Here is a 20,389-nt window from a genome sequence, read left to right as displayed (position 1 = left end):
TGTCAGTGAAAACAGTGCCAGAAACAGCAGTATCAGAAACAGCAGTGACAACCACCCCCGCTGCAGCAGCATCCACGCCCGCCGTGCTCGTGCTCGAGGACGGCCGGATTTTCCGCGGCACCAGCTACGGCGCCACCGGAACGGCCCTGGGTGAGGCGGTGTTCGCGACCGGCATGACCGGCTACCAGGAGACCATCACCGACCCCTCCTACGCACGCCAGCTCGTAGTCCAGACCGCGCCGCACATTGGCAACACCGGCGTCAACACCGACGACGCCGAGTCCCGCCGCATCTGGGTAGCCGGCTACATTGTCCGCGACGCCGCGCGCAGGCCCTCCAACTGGCGTTCCGAACGGTCCCTGGACGATGAGCTTGTCGAGCAGGGGATCGTCGGGATCCAGGGCGTCGACACCCGCGCCATCACCCGCCACCTGCGCGAACACAAGACCATGCGCGCCGGCATCTTTTCCGGCGAATCGGCCCGCGCCACGGACAAGGAACTCGTCGACGCCGTCCTGGCCAGCGCGCCGATGGAAGGCTCACGGCTCGCCGAGGAAGTCAGCGTGGACACCGCCTACACCGTGGAGCCCAAGGACTTCGGCTGGGACGGCGAGCCGCGCTTCAGCATCGCCGCTATCGACTTGGGCATCAAGCGCATGACCCCGGTCCGCTTCGCCGAGCGCGGTGTCCGGGTGCACGTGCTACCCGCCACGGCAACCCTCGCCGACGTCCAGGCCGTCAACCCCGACGGCTTCTTCATGTCCAACGGCCCCGGCGACCCCGCCACCGCGGACAATCAGGTGGCGCTGCTGCGCTCCGTGCTCGACGAGAAGATCCCGTACTTCGGCATCTGCTTCGGCAACCAGATCCTGGGCCGCGCCCTCGGGTTCGGGACCTACAAGCTGCGCTACGGCCACCGCGGCATCAACCAGCCCGTGATGGACCGCCGCACCGGCAAGGTCGAGATCACCTCGCAGAACCACGGATTCGCCGTCGACGCCCCGCTCAACGGCGCCACACAGGCCCCCGAGGAACGCTTCGGCCGCGTCGAGGTCAGCCACGTGAGCCTCAACGACGACGTCGTCGAAGGCCTCGCCTGCCTGGACATCCCCGCCTTCTCCGTGCAGTACCACCCCGAAGCGGCCTCCGGCCCGCACGACGCCGCCTACCTCTTCGACCGCTTCATCGAGCTGATGGCGGACGCTTCTTCAAAGACAGAGACAGGCACAAAGACTGCCACCGATTCCAAGACTGAGGACAAGAAGTAATGCCCAAGAGAACTGACCTCAAGAGCGTCATGGTCATCGGGTCCGGCCCGATCGTGATCGGCCAGGCGGCCGAATTCGACTACTCCGGCACCCAGGCCCTGCGCGTCCTCAAGGAGGAGGGCCTGCGGGTCATCCTCGTCAACTCCAACCCGGCCACCATCATGACGGACCCCGAGTTCGCCGACGCCACCTACATCGAGCCGATCACCCCCGAAGTGGTGGAGAAGATCATCGCCAAGGAGCGCCCCGACGCGCTGCTGCCGACCCTGGGCGGCCAGACGGCCCTCAACACGGCCATCGCGCTGGACAAGAACGGCGTCCTGGAGAAGTACAACGTCGAGCTGATCGGCGCCAACATCGCCGCGATCGAGCTCGGCGAGGACCGCGAGAAGTTCAAGGGCGTCGTGGAGCGCTGCGGCGCCGAGTCAGCCCGCAGCCACATCATCCACACCATGGACGAGGCACTCGCAGCAGCCGGGGACCTCGGCTACCCGATGGTCGTCCGGCCCTCCTTCACCATGGGCGGCCTCGGCTCCGGGCTGGCCTACGACGAGGGCGACCTGCGCCGGATCGTCGGCCAGGGCCTGCAGTACAGCCCCACCTCCGAGGTGCTTCTCGAAGAGAGCATCCTCGGCTGGAAGGAATACGAGCTCGAGATGATGCGGGACAAGAACGACAACGTCGTTGTGGTCTGCTCCATCGAGAACTTCGACCCCGTCGGCGTGCACACCGGGGATTCGATCACCGTCGCCCCGGCCCTGACCCTCACGGACCGCGAATACCAGCGGCTGCGCGACATCTCCATCGCCGTCATCCGTGAGGTCGGCGTCGACACCGGCGGCTGCAACATCCAGTTCGCCGTCGAACCGGACACCGGGCGCGTCGTCGTGATCGAAATGAACCCGCGCGTCTCCCGCTCCTCCGCCCTCGCCTCCAAGGCCACCGGCTTCGCGATCGCCAAGATCGCCACCAAGCTGTCCCTCGGCTACACCCTGGATGAGATCCCGAACGACATCACCCAGAAGACCCCGGCGTCCTTCGAACCGACCCTGGACTACGTGGTGGTGAAGGTCCCGCGCTTCGCCTTCGAGAAGTTCCCGGCAGCGGACCCCACCCTGACCACCACCATGAAATCGGTGGGCGAGGCGATGGCCATGGGCCGGAACTTCACCGAAGCGCTGCAGAAGGCCCTGCGCTCCCTGGAGCAGAAGGGCTCCCAGCTGGACTTCAGCCACGTCCCGGAATGGGAAGTCGCGGAGCTGATCGAGAAGTCCAAGCGTCCCACCACCGACCGCCTGCACCAGGTCCAGCGCGCCCTGCTCGGCGGTGCCACCGTGGAACAGCTCTTCGAGGCCACCAAAATCGACCCCTGGTACCTGGACCAGCTCCAGCTGCTGAACGAGATCTCCCTCGAAATCCGGCAGGCCGCGGCGCTGACTCCGGAGATGCTGACGCGCGCCAAGCGCCACGGCTTCTCCGACGAGCAGATCGGTGCCCTGACCCACAACTCTGAGGACGTGGTCCGCGGCGTGCGGCAGGCCCTCGGCATCCGCCCCGTCTACAAGACCGTGGACACCTGCGCGGCCGAGTTCGCCGCCTACACCCCGTACCACTACTCGTCCTATGACGAGGAGGACGAGGTCGCGCTGCACGCCAAGCCGTCCATCATCATCCTTGGGTCCGGCCCCAACCGGATCGGCCAGGGCATCGAGTTCGACTACTCCTGCGTCCACGCCTCGATGGCGCTGCGCAAGGCCGGCTACGAGACCGTGATGGTCAACTGCAACCCGGAAACCGTCTCCACGGACTACGACGTCTCCACCCGGCTCTACTTCGAGCCGCTGACCCTGGAGGACGTGCTCGAGGTCATCGCGGCCGAGGAGCGCACCGGCGGCGTCATGGGCGTCTTCGTCCAGCTCGGCGGCCAGACCCCGCTGAAACTGGCCCAGCAGCTCGCCGACGCCGGCGTGCCGATCCTTGGCACCTCGCCGGAAGCGATCGACCTCGCCGAACACCGGGGCGCCTTCTCCCGCGTGCTCGACAAGGCCGGGCTCGTCTCGCCGAAGAACGGCACCGCCGTGTCCTTCGAGGACGCCAAGAAGATCGCCGACGAAATCGGCTACCCGGTCCTGGTCCGCCCGTCCTACGTCCTCGGCGGCCGCGGCATGGAGATCGTCTACGACGAGCCCAACCTCTCCCGCTACATCGCCAACGCCACTGAGATCACCCCGGACCACCCGGTGCTGATCGACCGCTTCCTCGAAGACGCCGTCGAGATCGACGTCGACGCCCTCTACGACGGCACGGAAATGTACCTCGGCGGCATCATGGAACACATCGAGGAGGCCGGCATCCACTCCGGCGACTCGGCCTGTGTGCTGCCGCCCATCACCCTGGGCGGCAACGTGCTGGAACGGGTCCGGACCGCCACCTTGGCGATCGCCGAGGGCGTGGGCGTCCGCGGCCTGATCAACATCCAGTTCGCCCTGGCCTCCGACGTGCTCTACGTCCTCGAAGCCAACCCGCGCGCCTCACGCACCGTGCCGTTCGTCTCCAAGGCCACCGGCGTCCAGATGGCGAAGGCCGCGGCTCTGATCGGCACCGGCGTCACCATCAACCAGCTCCGCAGCGCGTACAAGATGCTGCCGGAGAGCGGTGACGGCTCCTCGCTGCCGCTGGATGCGCCGGTCTCGGTCAAGGAAGCCGTGCTGCCGTTCAGCCGCTTCCGCACCCCCGAGGGCAAGGTGGTCGACTCCCTGCTCGGCCCGGAAATGCGCTCCACGGGCGAGGTCATGGGCATCGACAAGCACTTCGACACGGCCTTCGCCAAGAGCCAGGCGGCCGCCAACAACGCGCTGCCCACCGAGGGCAAGATCTTTGTCTCGGTGGCGAACCGGGACAAACGCTCGGTCATCATGGGCGTCAAGCGGCTCTCGGACCTCGGCTTCGAGATCGTCTCCACCGGCGGCACGGCCGACGTCCTGCGCCGCAACGGCATCCAGGCCACCCCGGTCCGGAAGGTCGCCGAGGGTTCCAGCGCCGAAGGCGAAGGCACCATCGCCGACCTCATCATTGCCGGCGAGATCGACATGGTCTTCAACACCCCCTCCGGTGGCGAGGCCCGCAGCGACGGCTACGAACTGCGTGCCGCCGCGACGTCGATCGGCATCCCGTGCATCACCACAGTGGCCGAGTTCAACGCCGCCGTCCAGGCCATCGAGGCGCTGCGCACCTATGAATGGTCCGTCACGAGCCTGCAGGAGCACGCAGCGAACCTGAAGGCCCTGCAGGATGCCTGAGTCATCCACGCCCGGAACCCCCGGCCGGGAGTCCTTCGGCTCCCGGCTGGGAAGGGCCATGGCTGACCGCGGCCCGCTGTGCGTCGGCATCGACCCGCACCCGGCGCTCCTGCAGCGCTGGGGGCTGACTGACGACGCCGCCGGGCTGGAACGCTTCTCGCTTTCCGTCCTGGAGGCCGTGGGCTCCCTCGCTGCCGCGGTGAAGCCGCAGGTGGCCCTGTACGAGCGGCACGGCTCCGCCGGAATCGCCGTGCTCGAACGGACCCTGGCCGCGGCGACGGATGCGTCCGTGCTGAGCATCGCGGACGCCAAGCGCGGCGACATCGGCTCCACTATGGCCGCCTACGCCGACGCCTGGCTGCGGGACGGCTCGGCCCTGGCCGCGGACTCGGTCACGCTGAGCCCGTACCTGGGTTTTGAGTCGCTCCGGCCCGCCCTGGACCTGGCGGCCGAGACCGGCCGCGGCGTGTTCGTCCTCGCGCTGACCTCGAACCCGGAAGGCGCCTCCGTCCAGCACGTCGGCGGGGCGGACTCCGTCGCGCGACGGATCACGGAAGCGGCCGCGGCCGAGAACCGCCGCTATGACGGTGCGCTCGGTTCCGTGGGCCTGGTGGTCGGCGCCACGGTGGGCTCCGCGCTCACCGCACTGGATCTCGACCTGGCGGCGGTCCGCGGGCCCATCCTGGCCCCCGGCCTGGGGGCGCAGGGCGCCACTGCCGCGGACCTGCGCCGCACTTTCGGTGCCGCCTATTCCCAGGTCCTGGGCACCTCAAGCCGGGACATCCTCGGCGCCGGACCGCAGCTGCAGTCCCTCCGGGATGCTGCACGGCGCACCCTCGACGGACTCCTCGCCGCCTAGCGCCAGCCGTCAGTCCGGCCCGGGTCCGGGTCTCCCGGATCCGGGCCGCGGGCTTTCCGGACGCCGGCCAGGGTCCGGTGCTCCCGGACCCGGGCCGGGCGCAGATTTCCATTGATTTCTGCCGCCGCCAGACTGTAGGTTCGGGGCAAGGGTACGAGTGCCCCGTCCCGCCATGCAGGGAGGACTTCCAGTGAGTTTGAGACCCCTCACTCCGCAGGAGCGTTCCGACGCCCTCCGCAAGGCCGCTGCCGCAAGGGCCACCAGGGCCGAAGCAAAGGAGCGCCTTAAGACGGGGGAACTGTCTATCGCCAAAGTCATCAGCGCCGCCGAAACCGACGACGCCATTGCGCGCATGAGAATCGTGGAGCTGCTCGAAGCCCTGCCCGGGATCGGCCGGGTCCGGGCGGCGGCCATCATGGACCAGCTTGGCATCGCGCAATCCCGTCGGGTCCGCGGCCTGGGAATCCACCAGCGCCGCGCGCTGGTAGATTTTATTGACGACAAATAGCTCGCTCCGCCGAGCTGCCCCCACCGCCAAAGGAATATGTGAGCAAGAAACCGGGACTGACAGTCCTCGCCGGCCCGACGGCTGTTGGCAAAGGCACCGTGTCCACCTACATCCGGGACAACTACCCCGAGGTGTGGCTGTCCGTTTCGGCTACCACCCGGGCTCCGCGGCCGGGGGAAATCGACGGAGTGCACTATTACTTCAAGTCGAAGGAGGAGTTCGAGTCGCTGGTGGCCGCAGGCGAATTCCTCGAGTGGGCTGTGGTGCATGGACAGAACACCTACGGCACCCTGAAGAGCACGGTCAACGAGGCCATCGCCGACGGCCGCCCGGTCCTTCTGGAAATCGATCTGCAGGGAGCGCGCCAGGTAAGGCAGGCCGTTCCGGACGCGCAGTTCGTGTTCCTTGCGCCCCCGAGCTGGGACGAATTAGTGCGTCGACTTGTGGGCCGCGGCACGGAAAGTGCCGAGGAACAGCGGCGGCGGCTGGAAACCGGTAAAGTAGAGCTTGCTGCTGAACCGGAGTTCGACCATACCGTCATCAATGACGACGTTCGCCGGGCAGCGGACGAGCTTGTTTCACTCATGGGGCTGACCCCCCACCCGCACTAGCTGCGGGAAGCCATCAGCCCGTTAGAATTTGGAGAATTCGTGTCCACGAACCTTGAAGGCATCATCAACCCGCCGATCGACGAGCTGCTGAAGGCCGCCGACTCGAAGTACGGACTGGTGATTTTCGGTGCCAAGCGCGCACGCCAGATCAACGCGTACTACGCCCAGCTGCACGAGGGCCTCTTCGAGTACGTTGGCCCGCTGGTCGACACCAAGTTGAACGAGAAGTCCCTGTCGATCGCGCTGCGCGAGATCAACGAAGGCAAGCTCGTCTCCACGCCGATCGAAGCCGCAGAGTAATTTCCTCCGCGGGAAGAGCCAAGTAAACAGACTGCCTGCTGACGGAGATCACGTGCGCATAGTCCTCGGAGTCGGGGGAGGGATTGCCGCCTATAAGGTGGCGTCGCTCCTCCGGCTTTTTACTGAAGCCGGGCATGACGTCACGGTCATCCCCACCGAGGCGGCCACCCGCTTCGTCGGCGTCGCCACCTGGGAGGCTCTGTCCGGGCACCCGGTGAGCAACAGCGTGTTCGACGCAGTCCACACGGTCAACCATGTCCGGCTCGGCCACGAGGCCGAACTGATCGTCGTGGCCCCGGCTACGGCCGATCTCTTGGCCCGCGCGGCCACCGGGCAAGCCGATGACCTCCTCACCAACACCCTGCTGATGGCCGGCGACTGCCCGGTGCTCATGGCCCCGGCCATGCACACCGAAATGTGGCAGCACCCCGCCACCCAGGCCAACGTCGAAACCCTCCGCAGCCGCGGCGTCACCGTGCTGGAACCAGCGAGCGGCCGCCTGACCGGCGCCGACTCCGGTCCTGGCCGGTTGCCCGAGCCCGAGGCGATCTTCACCTCATCCATGGCCCTCGCAGGCGCATCTGTTGCAGCGGCGGGGGAGCAGGGCGGCGCGGCCCAGCCGGACGTGGACGCTGTCCTGGCCGGCGGCACGTCAGCGGCGCCGTTGGCGGTCCTGCCGTTGGCCGGTCTCACCGTGACTGTCAGCGCCGGAGGCACCCGGGAGCCACTGGATCCCGTGCGGTTCCTCGGCAACCGCTCCTCGGGCAAGCAGGGCGTTGCCCTGGCCCTGGCCGCACTCGCGGCCGGCGCCCGCGTCCGCCTGCTGGCAGCCCACATGGAGGTCCCGGCGCCCGCCGGCGTCGAGGTCGTCCAGGTCGAAACCGCCCTGGAGCTGCGGAAGGCGGCGCTGCACGCCGCCGCCGACTCCGACGTCGTCATCATGGCCGCCGCCGTCGCGGACTTCCGCCCGGCTGACGTCTCCGGGACCAAGATCAAGAAGCGCGACGACGTCGCCGATCCGGTGATCAACCTGGTGCGCAACCCCGACATCCTGCGGGAACTGGTGGAGGTCCGCGATGCCGCGTCGCGGGACCAGCTGATCGTCGGTTTTGCCGCCGAAACAGGCGACGCCGGGGGCGACGTCCTCGAGTATGCCCGGGCCAAGCTGCGGCGGAAGGCCTGTGACCTGCTGGTCGTCAACCAGGTAGGCCGGGACAGGGTCTTTGGCGAAGACACGAACTCCGTAGTCATCCTTTCCCGCGACGGCTCCGAACCCCAAGAGGCGTCGGGTTCCAAATCCGACGTCGCGGCTGCCGTGATCGACCGGATCAGCGCCGAGCTGAGCCGGGCTGTACCGCCGGCATAGCCCGGCGTAACCAACATCTCCTTAGCACGGGGACACACGCCGCCGGACGTCCGTTTTCCAACCAGTAAGGTAGTTGAGTGACTTTACCGCTGCACATCCCCGCCTTCCACGGGTCCACGCCCGCCGCGCTCCGGCTCTTCACCTCCGAGTCGGTGACGGAGGGCCACCCCGACAAGATCTGTGACCAGATCAGCGATGCGATCCTCGACGCCCTGCTCGACAAAGACCCCGAGTCCCGGGTTGCCGTGGAGACGCTGGCCACCACCGGGCTGGTCCACGTCGCCGGCGAGGTCACCACCGACGCCTACGTCGAGATCCCGCAGATTGTCCGTGAGACCATCCTGGGCATCGGGTACGATTCTTCGGCCAACGGCTTCGACGGCGCCCGGTGCGGCGTCTCGGTGTCCATCGGCCAGCAGTCCAACGACATCGCCGGCGGCGTGTTCAACTCGCTCGAAGCCCGCGAGGGACGCCAGGAGGACGACTACGACCTCCAGGGCGCCGGCGACCAGGGACTCATGTTCGGCTACGCCAGCGACGAGACACCGTCCTACATGCCCGTGCCGATCTGGCTCGCGCACCGGCTCTCCGAGCGCCTGACCGAGGTCCGCAAGAACGGCGAACTCGCCTACTTGCGCCCTGACGGCAAGACCCAGGTCACGGTGGGCTACGACGGCGACCGGCCGGTCTCGGTCGAGACTGTCGTCATCTCCAGCCAGCACGCCGAAGGCACCAGCCTCGACCGGCTCCGGGCCGACCTCGCCGAGCACGTGGTCGGGCCGGTCATGGCCCTGTCCAACCTGGACACCTCGCGGGCCCACAACATCCTCAACCCCGCCGGCGCCTTTGTCATTGGCGGCCCGGTGGGCGACGCCGGCCTGACCGGCCGGAAGATCATCGTCGACACCTACGGCGGCATGGCCCGCCACGGCGGCGGCGCGTTCTCCGGCAAGGATCCGTCGAAGGTGGACCGCTCGGCCGCGTACGCCATGCGCTGGGTCGCCAAGAACGTGGTGGCCGCCGGCCTCGCCAAGCGCGCCGAGATCCAGATCGCCTACGCGATCGGGCAGGCCCGCCCGGTGGGAACCTACGTGGAGACGTTCGGAACCGAAACCGTGGACCCGGCCCGGATCAGCGCCGCGATCGCCGAGATCTTCGACCTGCGCCCCCGGGCCATCATCGACGCCCTCGACCTGAAGCGCCCGATCTACGCCAAGACCGCCGCCCACGGGCACTTCGGCCGCGAAGACCCGGACTTCACCTGGGAACGCCTGGACCGGGTGGACGAGCTGAAGGCGTTCTTCAACGCCTAAGGCCAGGCCCATACCGTCCGAAGCCTCTTGTCGGGTTGTTTGACGGTGCGATTTTTGTCAGTCCTGTGTGATGTGCTGTAGCCAGGCCGCCCTCCGGTGGCCTGGCTACATGCAATTTAGACGGTTGATTTTAAATCGGTCTTCTTGTCTAGCCCGTCATGCTGTCTAGCCGGTGCTGTTGTCAAACGATTCCAAGGGGAGGTGCCAGCCGTGAGTCCCAGTCCTGCCGGCGGCGAGCCCCAGCAGCTGTCCCTGCTCCAGGGCTTTCCCGCCTCCGCCGCGGAAGCGTCGGGGCCCGCCCTTGCCGCGCGGCTGCCGGTGGCGCGGGTGCTGATCGAATCATCGCTGCCACACCTGGACCGGCCTTTCGATTACAGCGTGCCGGCCGCCCTCGACGCGGAAGCCGTGCCCGGAGCCCGGGTCAAGGTCAAGTTCAACGGGCAGGACCTGGCCGGGTACCTGCTGGAACGCACGGCCGGCTCCGACGCCGGCCACCTGCTCGTGCCGCTGCACAAGGTGGTCTCGCCCGTCCCGGTCCTCACCCCTGCGGTGGCCGAGCTCGCAGGCCGGATCGCCGCGCGGTACGCCGGAACGGTCAGCGATGTCCTGCGCGTCGCCGTGCCGCCCCGCATGGCCAAACTGGAAAAGGAATTCGCCCCGGACGGCCGGCTCGACCCCGAGCTGTTCGGAACTGAGGTGTCCGGTGTCGCGACCGCCGTGTCGCTTCCGTCACCGGCCGCGGGCAGCGTCTGGGCCACCTACCGCAACGGCCCGGCGTTCCTCGCCCACCTGGCCGCCGGCGAGTCCCCCCGCGCCGTGCTGACAGCCCTCCAGGGCTACGGGTCCGGCGGCTGGCCGCGAATGGTCGCTGAAGCTGTGGCGGCGGTGCGAATCTCCGGCCGCGGCGCCGTCGTGGTGGTGCCCGACTACCGGGACCTCGACCGGGTGGAGTCTGCCCTGCTGGAACTCCTTCCTGCCGGCGACGTCGCCCGGCTCACCGCGGACGACGGCCAGACGCCGCGCTACCGCAGTTTCCTGCGCGTCCTCAGCGGCGCGGCCGGGGTCGCCGTGGGCACGCGGTCCGCGGCCTACGCGCCGGTGCGGGACCTCGGGCTCGTGGTCTGCTGGGACGACGGCGACGACCTCCACATCGAACAGCGTTCCCCGTACGCGCACTCCCGCGAGGTCCTCCTGCTCCGCGCGGGCCAGGAGGGGGCCGCGTGCCTGCTCGCGGCCCATTCGCGCAGCACCGAAACGGAACGGCTGGTCGCCTCCGGCTGGGCGCAGGCCGTGGAAGCGGAGCGAACCGTCCTCCGGCGCACCGTCCCGCGCGTCCTGAACACGGCGGACAGCTTTGAACAGGAACGTGACCCGCTGGCCCGCATCGCCCGCCTGCCGGGCGCGGCCTGGCGGGCCGCCAAGGAGGGCCTGGAACGCGGTCCTGTCCTGGTCCAGGTGGCCCGGGCCGGCTACGCCCCCTCGCTGGTGTGCGAAACCTGCCGGGAACCGGCGCGCTGCACCGCCTGCAGCGGGCCCCTCGCGATCGCCGGTCCGGGCGGGAGCAGCGCCGTGCCGCAATGCCGCTGGTGCTCGGCCCCCGCCCCGGCCTGGCGCTGCGGCACGTGCAACGGTGTCCGCCTCCGGCGTGGCGCCACGGGTGCGCTCCGCACGGCGGAGGAGCTGGGCCGGGCCTTCCCGGGGAAACCGGTCATCACCTCCTCAGGGGACCAGATCAAGGCCACCGTTCCCGAGACGGCCGCCCTCGTGGTGGCCACCGTCGGCGCCGAACCCGTGGCCACCGGCGGGTACGCCGCGGCCCTGCTGCTCGACGGCGACTCGCTGCTGCGCCGGGAAAACCTGAGGGCAGGGGAGGACGCAGTCCGCCGCTGGTTCAACGCCGCGGCCCTGGTACGGCCGGCACACGACGGCGGGCTGGTGGTCATTACCGCCGACGACGCCGCCGGCGTGGGGGCCCTCCTGCGCTGGGATCCCGCCGGATACGCCAGCCGGGAACTGGCACTGCGGCAGGAGCTCCAGCTGCCGCCCGCCGTGCGGGTTGCCTCCGTCACCGGAGGCAGGACCGCCGTCGGCCATTTCACCGATGCCATTGCGCAGCGGCTGGCGGCGCAGGGAACCGTCCTCCGGACGGCCGGTCCTGCGCCCGTCATCCTGCCTGCTGCCGCAGGGGCCGGCCGCACGCCGTTACGGGATGCTGCGTCACGGGATTCCGCGCCGCGGGATGCCGGCGAGGACGTCCGGACCCTGCTGTTCATCCCCTACGCCCAGGCGGCGGACGCCACGGCCGTCATGCGCGCCGTCAAGGCGGCAGCCGCAGCCAAGCGCAGCGACGACCCGGTGCAGCTGCGCCTGGACGGCGTGGACGTCCTCTAGCCGCGGCCAGAGCTAGCTTTTGTTCCGGCTCCGGAGCGCGACGGCCTCTTCGGCGACGGCCACGAGCCGTCGCGCCGACTCGTCCCAGCTGAAGTCGGCTGCCCGCTCCACCGAACGGCGGGAACGGGCCTTCCACAGGTCGGGGTCCTCCAGCTCGCGCACAGCCCCAGCAAACTCCGACGGCGAATCCGCGTGCACGTAGCTGACGGCGTCATCGCCGACTTCCCGGAAGATCGGGATGTCGCTGGCGATCACCGGCGTACCGTGCGACATTGCCTCGACGAGCGGCAACCCATAACCCTCAGCCCGGGACAGGCTGATCAGGGCGGTGGTGCGCGCCAGGAGGGCCTCGTACTCCGCGTCCGTCACGCCGTTGTGGAAGACGATGTGTGCGCCCTGCGGGGCCAGGGCCTCCAGTTCGCCCCGCCGCTCCGGGGTGATGCGGCTCAGCAGATGGAGCGTCATGTCCGGAAGCTCCGCCATGCCGCGGATCATCGTTTCCACGTTCTTGTAGGGCATGAAGGAACCCATATAGAGCAGGGTCTTGTCGGCACCTGCCCCCGGGTCGCGCGGTGTGTGGCCGTGCTGGGGGGCGTTGCCCACAATCCTGACCGGGCGCCGGGTGAGCCGGTACTTTGCCATCAGGCCCGCCGTGGTGGAGCTGATGGTCGCGACGATGTCGGCCCTGTTCAGCAGGAGCCGCTGGGGCCAGAAGGCCTTGTGGTAAAGACGCCACAGGACCCGGACCGGGGCCGGCAGGAACCCGGGCGGGGTGGGGTGCTCGTAGTAGATGAGGTCGTGCAGGGTCAGCACCAGGGCGTACTTGCGGCCCCAGCTGCCCATGGTCTGCATGGGGCACACCACCACGTCCGCGCCCAGTTTGTTGACCTTCGCCGCCACGAAGAGCTCGGCCGGGGACAGAGGACTGTTGATCACGGTGTACGGAACGTCCGGCAGGAGCGCGAGCTGGCGGGGATCGCTGATCAGCATCGAGACGTCGGCGATCCTGGCGGCCGCCGCGATCAGGCTGGCGCCGTAGCGGCTAATGCCGTCGTGCTGGTCCAGCCGGGTGAAGCGGGCATCGATGAGAATTTTCACGCGGCGTGGTCCTTTAGGAAGCGTCGGATGTAGCGGGCGGCGGGTTCGGGGGTTTCGTAGTGGATCAGGTGCCCGACGCCGGGAATGACCTCCAGCTTCCCGTCCGGAAGCCGCGCCGCGAGTTTGTGTTGGTCCGCCAGCATCGCGATCTCGTCTTTCTCTCCCGCGATCAGCAGCACGGGCAGCGTCAGTTCGGCGGCCACCTCTGTGACGTTGCTGCCGACGGAGGCCTTGAAGGCCTGCAGCAGGCTGTCCCGGTCCGCGAAAGAGGAGAAGTAGGCGCTGTGCTGGGCGTGCACGAACCGGCGGATGTCCTTGTCCCCGGTCTTGGCCATGGTCACGCTCATCACTCGCACGATCGCCTGGCTGCGCAGCAGGGCCAGGCCGAGCCGCTGGGGGAGGCGCGCCGCGGCCTCATAGTAGAGGATCGCAAGCTTCGTCATCAGGCCCTTGGGCCCTTCGAGGGCGGGCGCCGCGATGGGATTGACCAGGATCAGCTCGGCCACGGCGCCGGGATGGGCCGCCACGAAGTGGCTGGCGATGATCGACCCGAACGAATGTCCCAGCAGGACGGTATCAGCGCCCAGGCCCAGCGCGGCCATAAAGCCGCCGAGGAAACTGGCGTAGGCGGGAACGCTGTGCTCGGTTCCCCCGAAGGCGGCTGAGCTGCCGAAGCCGGGCAGGTCCGGCATGATCAGGCGCATGTCCGTCAGCTGGTCCGCCACCCGGAGCAGGCCGTGGTGGTCGCCGCGGAATCCGTGCACCACCAAGATGGTGCGGGTCTCCGGGGTGACGCGGACGGGTTCGTAAACCCAGTACGCGATCCTGGCGCCGTCAACCTCGGCGGACGCGGCCCGGGTGCGGGCCTCAAGTCCGCCGCTGAACAGAGGCATGCGTGAGGGGCCGGTTTCCACTTGTTCCATTGGTTCGAATCCTATGCGACGTTGTCGGGGTGGGAGCCGGTCCGGAAGCCGCGTTCGAGGCCGCCGATCTCTGACATGTCCAGCGGCGTGAGCTCAAAGTCGAAAACCTCGAAGTTCTCCCGGATCCGCCCGGACGTGCTGGCCTTGGGGATGGCGATGTTGCCAAGTTGCAGGTGCCAACGGAGGATGATTTGCGCCGCGGTGCGGTCGTGTTCGGCGGCGAGGGCCAGGATCACGGGGTCCTTCAGCACCTGGCCGCGGCCCAAGGGACTCCACGCCTCGGTGCGGATGCCCAGCACCTCGTGCTTTTCCCGCAGTTCTTCCTGCTGCAGCCAGGGATGAAGCTCGATCTGGTTCACGGCGGGGACCACCTCGGCCGTTTGCAGGAGCCGGTCCAGATGCTGCGGCTGGAAGTTGCAGACGCCGATCGCACGGACCTTGCCCTCGCGGTACAGCGTCTCCAGGGCCCGGTACGTGTCCGGGAACAGGCCACGCCGCGCGCACGGCCAATGGATCAGGTAAAGGTCGATGTATTCCAGGCCGAGGTTCGACATCGAGGTGTCGAACGCCCGCATCGTGGCATCGTAGCCGTGGTCGTCATTCCAGACCTTGGTAGTGACGAAGAGGTCCTCGCGGGAAACGTAAGGCGCGGTTTCCCCCGGCTCACCGCCCGTGCCCTCAAATCCCGACAGGGCACCGATGCCCTTTCCGACGCCGGTCTCGTTGCCGTACATGGCGGCGGTGTCAAAGTGCCGGTAGCCGGCCTCGACCGCCATGGTCACCAGGCTGGCGGCGTCGGCCGGGGGGACCTTGTACAGCCCGAATCCCAGCCGGTCGATCAATACGCCGTTGTTCAGGGTCAGCCGGGGGGAGAGTTTCATGACAATGACTTTACCTACTGGCGCTGGCGGGCGCCGGACCGCCGGACCGCCGGCACTCCCTTGCCGCACCGGTGACGGTGCGCCGGGGCCACTCAGGACAGCCCGTCGAACCGGACCAGCCTGCGGGCGCTGGCCTCATCCAGGATCAGGTCGGTGGCCAGCCCCGCCGCCAGCGCGCCCCGGAGTCCGTTGATCTTGGAGGCGCCTGACACGACGCAGATGCGGCGCCGCACCTGGCGGAGCTGGGCCAGGTCCGGGCCGGTGGACCGCTCGTTGAGCGTGATGCCGTCCGAGGATCCGTCCGCGCGGAAGAACACCGTGGCAACGTCGCCCACCACATCGGAGGTCGCCAGGACGTTCAGGTCGTCTTCATCGAGGTAGCCGCCGGCGTAGACGTGGCTGGGATAGTCGGCGTCGACCGATCCGACACCAAAGATCGCGATGCTCATCCGGGCCTGCAGCTCCAGGATCCGCTGAACACTGCGCTCATTCCACATGGCTGTTTTGGTCGCGGCGTGGTCGAAGAAAGCCGGGACGGGAAACTGTTCCACCCGTGCACCGTAGGCGCTGCCGAACCGTCGCATGATGTCGGAGGCGTAGGTGATGCCGGTGGTCTGCATGTTGCCGGCGCCGTTGAGCTGGACGATCACGCTGTCGTGGGTGATCTTCCGGGTCAGGTGCCGGCTCACGGCGCTGAGGGTGGAGCCCCACGCGACGCCGATGATGGCGTTGGAGTCCACCAGCGGTCCGATCGTCCGGGCGGCCTGCATGGCCACCCGGTCCAGTGTTTCCGCCTCATTGAGGGTGTCCACCACCGGGACAACGTGGACATCGACCTTGAATTCGGCACGGATCATGCTCTCGAGCTCGGGCCCGGTGTCCAGCGGGCTGCGGATCTGGATCTGCACCAGACCCGAATCCCGGGCCGCCGACAACAGCCGTGAAACCGTGGACCGGGACGTCCGGAGCTCGCGGGCAATGGCGTCCATGGTCAGGTCCTGGAGGTAATACAGCTGGGCCGCGCGGAGGGCGTCGGACTGGCGTGAATGCGTCATGAAATTTCCCGTCTGCACGTTTGTGCATAGTGCTTGACTCCATTTTCCATTAGTCCAAAGAATAGTGTTGAACGGCGCCGCGCCACGGGCGTGCCGCACAGAACCAAACCCAAGGGAGCAGTTTTGGGACAGAAGGAATCAGTCGGCACACCGGCGAATGATCGCGCCTCGGTGCAGAAGCTGCGGACGCGGCGGCACGCTCAGGTTTTGATCATCGGCGGCGGAATCAACGGGGTGGGCACGTTCCGTGACCTGGCCCTGCAGGGCGTCGATGTGGCGCTCGTTGAGCGTGGCGATTACTGCCAGGGCGCCAGTGGTGCCTCCTCCCACATGATCCACGGGGGCATCCGGTACCTCGAAAACGGTGAGTTCCGCCTCGTCCAGGAGTCCGTGGTCGAGCGAAACAGGCTCCTGGGGATCGCACCGCATTACGTCAAGCCGCTGCAGACCACGATCCCGATCTTCAGCACCTTCTCCGGAGTGCTGGCCGCCCCGATGCGCTTCCTGACCCACAAGCAGGGCAAGCACACAGAGCGCGGAGCGTTCCTGATCAAGGTGGGCCTGAGCATGTACGACTTCTTCTCCCGCGACGGCGGCACGGTTCCGCGGCACCAGTTCCGCGGACGCAAGCGCGCCCTGGCCGAGCTGCCCCGTCTGCACCCCGGCATCAAATACGCGGCCACCTACTTCGACGCCTCAGTCCACAACCCAGAGCGCCTCACCCTGGACGTGCTCCAGGACGGCGAGAAAGCCGGCGGTGCGGACAGCGGCATGGCCCGGGCCAGCAACTACGTCTCGCTCGTTTCGACGGGCGCCACAGGCGGCACCGGCGCCACCGAGGGCACCGGGACTACAGTCCAGCTGCGCGACGAGCTGACCGGCGAAGTGTTCGACTTCACCGCCGACGTCATCGTGAACACCACCGGTGCCTGGGTCGACCTGACCAACGAGGCCATGGGGGCGGCGTCGTCGTTCATGGGTGGAACCAAAGGCTCGCACATTGTGCTGGACCATCCGGAGCTGCTCGCGGCGTGCAACGGCCGGGAAATCTTCTTCGAACACACCGACGGCCGGATCGTGCTGATCTATCCGATGGGGGACCGCGTCCTGGTCGGCACCACCGACGTCGACGCCGACATGGCCCAGGACGCCGTCTGCACCGAGGCGGAAATCGACTACTTCTTTGACCTGATCGGGCACGTGTTCCCGGGCATCCCCGTGGGCCGGGAGCAGGTGGTCTACACATTCTCCGGTGTGCGGCCGCTTCCGAAGCATGACGCCACCCAGCCCGGGTTCGTCAGCCGTGACTACAGGATCGAACGCCGTGCGGCGGCGGGCGGGGCCGTCCTCAGCCTCGTGGGCGGCAAGTGGACCACATTCCGGGCCCTCGCCGAACACCTGAGCAGCGACGTCCTGGCCGAACTCGGCATGGTACGGAAGGTCTCGACGGCGAAGCTCGCCATCGGCGGCGGCGCCGGCTTCCCGGACAGCGAGGACGGTGTCCAGCGCTGGATCAAGGCCCACATGTCGGCCGGCCGCGACGCCGCCCGCGTCACCGGGCTGCTGACCCGCTACGGGACCCGCGCCGAGGACGTCATCCGCTTCCTGGATGCGGATCCGGCCGGTGCACCCGACAGGCCGCTGCACTCCACCCGCGAGCTCAGCACCCGTGAATTGGAGTTCATGGCGGCGCACGAGCAGGTCGGACACCTCGTGGACGTGCTCATCCGCCGCACCTCGTTGGCCTTCCGGGGCCTCGTGACCGGCGAACTGCTGAACGAAGTTGCCGACACACTTTCGGGCCCGCTCGGCTGGGACGCGGCTCGCCGGGCCAAGGAAATCAGCCACACGCAGGAGGTGCTTGAGCGGTTCCACCGCGTCCAGGTCCACAGCCTGGTCGCCTGATACGGCTTGCGTGCCCGGGCGGGGAAGCCCGGGTGCAAGCACTGCGCGGTCCGCCCCGGCGGCCGGCGCAGTGGCTGGCCGGCAGCACCAACATGCTGCCGGCCCCACGGTCTTTCAAACTCGCGAAGGGCCGACAACAGAAAATAGAGGAGTCAAAGATGTCTCTTGGAATAGTATTCCTGTCCGAAGTATTCGGAACCGCAATGCTGACCCTGTTGGGTTGCGGCGTTGTGGCCAACGTTGCGCTCAAAGGCACCAAGGGCAACAACGGCGGGTTCCTCATGGTCACCTGGGGGTGGGGCATTGCCGTCTTCTCCGGTGTCTATGTTGCCGTGCAGTCCGGATCGCACCTGAACCCGGCCGTCACCTTTGGCCTGCTGCTCAACGGCAAGAGGTTGTACGCTCCCGGCGTTCCGGTCGATTTCGCCTCAACCCTGACCTACTTCGGCGGAGAAATGGTCGGTGCCTTCCTGGGTGCCGTCATCATGTGGGTGGCCTACCGGCAGCACTTTGACGTCGAGACAGAGCCGGCCAGCAAACTGGCTGTCTTCTCCACCGGCCCCGCGATCCGCTCCAACCCGTGGAACCTGGCCACCGAGATCATCGGCACCTTTGTCCTCGTGTTCGTCATCCTGACCTTCGGCGGGACACCCTCCGGACTCGGTCCGCTGGCGGTCGCCCTGCTCGTTGTGGGCATCGGTGTTTCCCTCGGCGGCCCCACCGGCTACGCCATCAACCCGGCCCGTGACCTCGGACCCCGCATCGCGCACGCCCTGCTCCCGATCAAGGGCAAGGGGTCCTCGGACTGGAGCTACTCCTGGATTCCGGTGGTCGGGCCGCTGATCGGCGGCGGCCTTGCCGGTCTCGTGGCCGCGGTCGTGCCGATTATCCCGCCTGTGCTCCCTCTCTAACCTTCAGTTCAACTGCCACGCTAAACAGACAAGGACGTCAATATGAACCAGTACGTAGTTGCAATCGACCAGGGCACCACGAGCACGCGCGCCATCGTGTTCGACCACAGCGGCAGCATTGTCTCCTCGGGCCAGATGGAGCATGAGCAGATTTTCCCCCAGGCCGGCTGGGTGGAGCACAATCCCGCTGAAATCTGGAACAACACCCGCGAAGTGATCGGCTCGGCCCTGTCCAAGGCCAACCTGACGCGTCACGACATCGCCGCCGTCGGCATCACCAACCAGCGCGAAACGGCCGTTGTGTGGGACAAGACCACCGGCGAGGCGATTTACAACGCCATCGTGTGGCAGGACACCCGCACCCAGCCGATCGTGGATGAGCTCGCCAAAGACGGGGGACCGGAGCGTTTTAAGCAGAAGGTGGGCCTGCCGCTGGCGACGTACTTCTCGGGCACCAAGATCAAGTGGATCCTGGACAATGTCGAGGGCGCCCGGGCCAAGGCGGAGGCCGGCGACCTCGTCTTCGGCAACACCGACTGCTGGGTGCTTTGGAACCTGACCGGCGGGGTCGACGGCGGAGTGCACGTCACCGACGTGACCAACGCCTCGCGGACCATGTTCATGGACCTCGAGACGCTGTCCTGGGACCAGGAGATCCTGGACGCGTTCGGCGTCCCGGCCTCCATGATGCCGGCCATCAAGTCCTCCTCCGAGGTCTACGGCACAGTGCACACCTCCCAGTTGCTGCGCGAGGTTCCGGTGGCCGGCATCCTGGGCGACCAGCAGGCGGCCACGTTCGGCCAGGCGGCGTTCGACGCCGGTGAAGCCAAGAACACATACGGCACGGGCTGCTTCCTGATCTTCAACACGGCCGAGGAAATCATCCACTCGAAGAACGGGCTGCTGACCACCGTTGGCTACAAGCTCGGCGACGCGGCGCCGCATTACGCGCTGGAGGGCTCCATCGCCGTCACTGGCTCGCTCATCCAGTGGCTGCGGGACAATCTCGGCCTGATCAGCAGCGCGCCGGAGGTCGAGACCCTCGCGGCCTCGGTGGAGGATAACGGCGGCGTGTACATTGTGCCGGCGTTCTCCGGGCTCTTCGCGCCGTACTGGCGTTCGGACGCCCGCGGCGCCATTGTGGGCCTGACCCGCTTTGTGAACAAGAACCACATCGCCCGCGCGGCCCTGGAGGCCACCGCCTTCCAGACACGTGAGGTGCTGGACGCCGTCAACGCCGACTCCGGCGTTCCGCTGACGGAACTGAAGGTCGACGGCGGCATGGTCGCCAACGACGCCCTCATGCAGTTCCAGGCGGACATCCTCGGCGTGCCCGTCATCCGTCCGAAAGTGGTGGAGACGACCGCGCTGGGCGCAGCCTACGCGGCCGGCCTGGCGGTCGGATTCTGGAAGGACCTGGGCGAGTGCTCGGCCAACTGGGCCGAGGACAAGCGGTGGGAGCCGCAAATGGACCAGGCCGAGCGGGAACGCCAGATGCGCCTCTGGAAGAAGGCCATCACCAAGTCCATGGACTGGGTTGATGACGACGTCAAGTAATCGCACCTGACCCGCCGGTCGGGCACGGCTTCGGCGGACAATGAAGAGCTCCGGCCAGGGAAACCTGGGCCGCGCGGGGGGTTGTGAGCCCCCGCGTTTTTGCGCCAGGGGGGGGGGGCCCAGAAAGGGGGGGGCAGCCACGGC

16 protein-coding genes are annotated in these 20,389 nt (G+C 67.9%); 12 read left to right on the top strand and 4 right to left on the bottom strand.

Going from position 1 to position 20,389, the window contains the following annotated elements:
- Positions 1-14: 14 nt before the first annotated feature.
- The 9 genes from carA (at position 15) to ACFRJ8_RS03140 (ending at position 11,915) form a co-directional block, all read left to right on the top strand.
- A complete protein-coding gene (gene carA / locus ACFRJ8_RS03180) occupies positions 15-1,268 on the top strand; it encodes a glutamine-hydrolyzing carbamoyl-phosphate synthase small subunit (RefSeq protein WP_377985173.1) in 1,254 nt (417 codons plus the stop codon).
- Positions 1,268-4,567, top strand: coding sequence for a carbamoyl-phosphate synthase large subunit (carB, locus tag ACFRJ8_RS03175; RefSeq protein ID WP_377984705.1), 3,300 nt, complete (start codon positions 1,268-1,270; stop codon positions 4,565-4,567). The genes carA and carB overlap by 1 nt, the downstream gene beginning before the upstream one ends.
- Positions 4,560-5,426 carry an orotidine-5'-phosphate decarboxylase gene (gene pyrF, locus ACFRJ8_RS03170; RefSeq protein WP_377984704.1) on the top strand — a complete coding sequence of 289 codons (867 nt, stop codon included), beginning with the start codon at positions 4,560-4,562 and terminating at the stop codon, positions 5,424-5,426. The genes carB and pyrF overlap by 8 nt, the downstream gene beginning before the upstream one ends.
- A 190-nt stretch (positions 5,427-5,616) precedes the next feature.
- Complete coding sequence (gene mihF / locus ACFRJ8_RS03165; RefSeq protein WP_277525874.1) at positions 5,617-5,934, top strand: integration host factor, actinobacterial type; 318 nt, start codon at positions 5,617-5,619, stop codon at positions 5,932-5,934.
- A 38-nt stretch (positions 5,935-5,972) separates the two neighbouring features.
- On the top strand, positions 5,973-6,545 hold the full coding sequence (gene gmk / locus ACFRJ8_RS03160) for a guanylate kinase (RefSeq protein ID WP_277525875.1): 573 nt from the start codon (positions 5,973-5,975) through the stop codon (positions 6,543-6,545).
- 39 nt (positions 6,546-6,584) lie between these two features.
- Positions 6,585-6,845: a DNA-directed RNA polymerase subunit omega gene (gene rpoZ, locus ACFRJ8_RS03155; protein ID WP_090581074.1), complete on the top strand. Its 261-nt coding sequence runs from the start codon at positions 6,585-6,587 to the stop codon at positions 6,843-6,845.
- Positions 6,846-6,897: 52 nt separating this feature from the next.
- Positions 6,898-8,211: a bifunctional phosphopantothenoylcysteine decarboxylase/phosphopantothenate synthase gene (locus ACFRJ8_RS03150; RefSeq protein ID WP_377984703.1), complete on the top strand. Its 1,314-nt coding sequence runs from the start codon at positions 6,898-6,900 to the stop codon at positions 8,209-8,211.
- A 77-nt stretch (positions 8,212-8,288) separates the two neighbouring features.
- Positions 8,289-9,524 carry a methionine adenosyltransferase gene (gene metK / locus ACFRJ8_RS03145; protein WP_377984702.1) on the top strand — a complete coding sequence of 412 codons (1,236 nt, stop codon included), beginning with the start codon at positions 8,289-8,291 and terminating at the stop codon, positions 9,522-9,524.
- 210 nt (positions 9,525-9,734) lie between these two features.
- Positions 9,735-11,915 carry a primosomal protein N' gene (locus tag ACFRJ8_RS03140; RefSeq protein WP_377984701.1) on the top strand — a complete coding sequence of 727 codons (2,181 nt, stop codon included), beginning with the start codon at positions 9,735-9,737 and terminating at the stop codon, positions 11,913-11,915.
- A gap of 12 nt (positions 11,916-11,927) precedes the next feature.
- On the opposite strand, the gene ACFRJ8_RS03135 is transcribed toward ACFRJ8_RS03140, so the two are convergent.
- The 4 genes from ACFRJ8_RS03135 to ACFRJ8_RS03120 all read right to left on the bottom strand — a co-directional run bounded on the left by ACFRJ8_RS03135 (position 11,928) and on the right by ACFRJ8_RS03120 (position 15,872).
- The gene (locus ACFRJ8_RS03135) at positions 11,928-13,013 is read right to left on the bottom strand and encodes a glycosyltransferase family 4 protein (protein ID WP_377984700.1); all 1,086 of its coding nucleotides are present in this window, start codon (positions 13,011-13,013) and stop codon (positions 11,928-11,930) included.
- Complete coding sequence (locus ACFRJ8_RS03130) at positions 13,010-13,936, bottom strand: alpha/beta fold hydrolase (protein ID WP_377984699.1); 927 nt, start codon at positions 13,934-13,936, stop codon at positions 13,010-13,012. Before ACFRJ8_RS03130 ends, ACFRJ8_RS03135 begins: the two co-directional genes overlap by 4 nt.
- A gap of 11 nt (positions 13,937-13,947) precedes the next feature.
- Complete coding sequence (locus ACFRJ8_RS03125; protein ID WP_377984698.1) at positions 13,948-14,817, bottom strand: aldo/keto reductase; 870 nt, start codon at positions 14,815-14,817, stop codon at positions 13,948-13,950.
- 92 nt (positions 14,818-14,909) lie between these two features.
- A complete protein-coding gene (locus ACFRJ8_RS03120; protein WP_377984697.1) occupies positions 14,910-15,872 on the bottom strand; it encodes a sugar-binding transcriptional regulator in 963 nt (320 codons plus the stop codon).
- A gap of 123 nt (positions 15,873-15,995) precedes the next feature.
- On the opposite strand from ACFRJ8_RS03120, the gene ACFRJ8_RS03115 reads away from it, so the two are divergent.
- From ACFRJ8_RS03115 to glpK, 3 genes are all read left to right on the top strand, one after another.
- On the top strand, positions 15,996-17,777 hold the full coding sequence (locus ACFRJ8_RS03115) for a glycerol-3-phosphate dehydrogenase/oxidase (RefSeq protein ID WP_377984696.1): 1,782 nt from the start codon (positions 15,996-15,998) through the stop codon (positions 17,775-17,777).
- A 158-nt stretch (positions 17,778-17,935) separates the two neighbouring features.
- On the top strand, positions 17,936-18,688 hold the full coding sequence (locus ACFRJ8_RS03110; RefSeq protein WP_377984695.1) for an MIP/aquaporin family protein: 753 nt from the start codon (positions 17,936-17,938) through the stop codon (positions 18,686-18,688).
- A 42-nt stretch (positions 18,689-18,730) separates the two neighbouring features.
- The gene (gene glpK, locus ACFRJ8_RS03105; protein WP_377984694.1) at positions 18,731-20,245 is read left to right on the top strand and encodes a glycerol kinase GlpK; all 1,515 of its coding nucleotides are present in this window, start codon (positions 18,731-18,733) and stop codon (positions 20,243-20,245) included.
- Positions 20,246-20,389 lie beyond the last annotated feature (144 nt).

Origin of the sequence: Arthrobacter sp. NPDC056886 (assembly GCF_042788715.1) — a bacterium.
Lineage (GTDB): Bacteria > Actinomycetota > Actinomycetes > Actinomycetales > Micrococcaceae > Arthrobacter.
The sequence above is the reverse complement of the archived record's forward strand: the minus strand, read 5'-3'. Positions and strand labels throughout refer to the sequence as shown.